The sequence below is a fragment of the Massilia phosphatilytica genome, from assembly GCF_977014125.1.
Window position 1 is genome coordinate 1 of the sequence record NZ_CDRNIL010000134.1, and the last position, 2,271, is coordinate 2,271.

Sequence of the window (2,271 nt, forward strand, 5' to 3'; positions counted from 1 at the left end):
AACGGAGGAGTTAGTTGGATGATCCAGCACCTTACGTGGCGGCCTATTGCGCGGCCAAGCACGGCCTCGTCGGCCTCACGCGCGCGCTGGCGCTGGAGGTGGCGAGCCGCGGCGTCACCGTGAATGCCGTCTGTCCGGGCTATACGGAGACCGACATGGTGGCGGACGCCGTGGCCAACATCGCGCGCAAGACCGGGCGCTCCGAGGAACAGGCGCGCGCCGGACTGGCGGCCGCGAATCCGCAGGGCCGGCTCGTGCACCCGGACGAAGTCGCGCACGCCGTCGCCTGGCTGTGCATGCCCGGCGCGGCCGCGCTGAACGGGCAGGCCATCGCGGTGGCCGGCGGGGAGGTCATGTGAAGCCCGTGCACGATGCCCCGCCCGACCTGACGGCGCGCCTGACCGGCGAGCATCACCAGGCTCTCAAACTGTGGCTGCGCATGCTGGCCTGCACGACGCGCGTCGAGGCCACGATCCGCGGCCGCCTGCGCGCCACGTTCGGCATCACGCTGCCGCGCTTCGACCTGATGGCCCAGCTGGAGCGCCATCCGGACGGCTTGCGGATGGGCGCACTGTCGAAGCGGATGATGGTCACGGGCGGCAACGTCACGGGCATCGCGGACCAGCTGGAGCGCGAACGGCTGGTCGTGCGGGTGACCGATCCGCAGGACGGGCGCGCGTACATGCTCAAGCTCACGCCGCTGGGCCGCACGACGTTCGCCGCGATGGCGGCCGTGCACGAAGGCTGGGTGGCGGACCTGTTCCGCGACATCCCCGCCGCCGACAAGACGACGATGATCGCGCTGCTGGACGCAATGAAGCGGCATCTGAACGACAACGACAACTAGGACCAGGAGCACACCATGCGTTACCTGCAGGGCGACCCGCATGCGCTGCCGCGCAACCGCACGACGCTGGCCGACTACCGCGCCGAGCATTTCCTGTTCGAAGCGGCGGACGGCGTGGCCACCATCACGCTGAACCGCCCGGAGCGCAAGAACCCGCTGACGTTCGACGCCTACGCGGAGCTGCGCGACCTGTTCCGCGCGCTCGCGTACGCGGACGACGTGAAGGCCGTCGTCATCGCGGGGGCGGGCGGCAATTTCTGCTCCGGCGGCGACGTCCACGAGATCATCGGGCCGCTCACGCGCCTGGACATGCCCGGCCTGCTGGCCTTCACGCGCATGACCGGCGACACCGTGAAGGCGATGCTGGCGTGCCCGCAGCCGATCGTGGCGGCCGTGGACGGCGTGTGTGCGGGCGCCGGCGCGATCCTGGCGATGGCGTCCGACCTGCGCCTCGGCAGCACGCGCGCCCGCACCGCGTTCCTGTTCGCGAAGGTCGGCCTGGCCGGCTGCGACATGGGGGCGTGTGCGATCCTGCCGCGCCTGATCGGCCAGGGACGGGCGGCGGAACTCCTGTACACGGGCCGTTCGATGTCGGCCGAGGAGGGCGAGCGCTGGGGCTTCTTCAACCGCCTGTGCGCGCCGGATGACGTGATGGGCGAGGCGCTGCAACTGGCGCGCGGCCTGGCCGCGGGCCCCACGTTCGCCCACGGCATGACGAAGAAGATGTTGCAGCAGGAGTGGAACCTGGGAATCCACGAGGCCCTCGAGGCCGAGGCCCAGGCCCAGGCGATCTGCATGGCGACCAACGATTTCCACCGCGCCTACCACGCCTTCGTGGCAAAGTCGGCGCCGGGTTTCGAAGGAGACTGACATGGCGGACAAGGGTTATCTCGAGTGGCCGTTCTTCGAAGGACGGCACGTCGATCTGGAGGCGGCGCTCGACGAGTGGGCGGGCCAGGCCGTGCGCGACCTGCACGGCACGGACGTCGACGCCGATTGCCGGCGCCTCGTGCGCATGCTGGGTGAAGGGGGCTGGCTGCGGCATGCGATCGCGGGCGCGGGGTCGCCGATCGACACCCGGGCCATCTGCCTGATCCGCGAGACGCTGGCGCGCCACAACGGCCTCGCGGATTTCGCGTTCGCGATGCAGGGCCTCGGCGCCGGCGCCATCAGCCTGTTCGGCACCGACGCGCAGCGTGAGCGCTACCTGCCGCGCGTGGCGCGCGGCGCGGCAATCGCGGCGTTTGCCTTGTCGGAGCCGGATGCCGGTTCGGACGTCGCCGCCATGCGCTGCGCCGCGCGGGCCGACGGCGATGCGTATGTCCTCGACGGCGAGAAGACAGGTGCTGGATTATCCAACTAAAACCTCCTCCGTTTTCAACCTTAGCAATACGTAACTGAACGAAGTAAACCAGGGCACAACA

Annotated in this window: 2 protein-coding genes and 2 pseudogenes; all 4 read left to right on the top strand. The window is 70.0% G+C overall.

The genetic code is table 11. The features are described 5' to 3' along the window. Positions 1 to 32 precede the first annotated feature (32 nt). Positions 33 to 359, top strand: a pseudogene (locus tag ACWNCF_RS04780) (SDR family oxidoreductase); the annotation flags it as partial. Next, positions 356 to 847, top strand: coding sequence for a MarR family winged helix-turn-helix transcriptional regulator (locus ACWNCF_RS04785; protein WP_449406219.1), 492 nt, complete (start codon positions 356 to 358; stop codon positions 845 to 847). The pseudogene ACWNCF_RS04780 and the gene ACWNCF_RS04785, both read left to right, overlap by 4 nt. 15 nt (positions 848 to 862) lie before the next feature. Next, positions 863 to 1,717, top strand: coding sequence for an enoyl-CoA hydratase family protein (locus ACWNCF_RS04790; protein WP_449406220.1), 855 nt, complete (start codon positions 863 to 865; stop codon positions 1,715 to 1,717). A gap of 1 nt (position 1,718) precedes the next feature. After that, positions 1,719 to 2,189: pseudogene (locus ACWNCF_RS04795) on the top strand (acyl-CoA dehydrogenase family protein); the annotation flags it as partial. Positions 2,190 to 2,271: the final 82 nt, after the last annotated feature.

Excerpts from the sequence above, each read along its gene's own strand:
- ACWNCF_RS04790 (WP_449406220.1), top strand. The coding sequence starts at position 863 with ATGCGTTACCTGCAGGGCGACCCGCATGCGCTGCCGCGCAACCGCACG.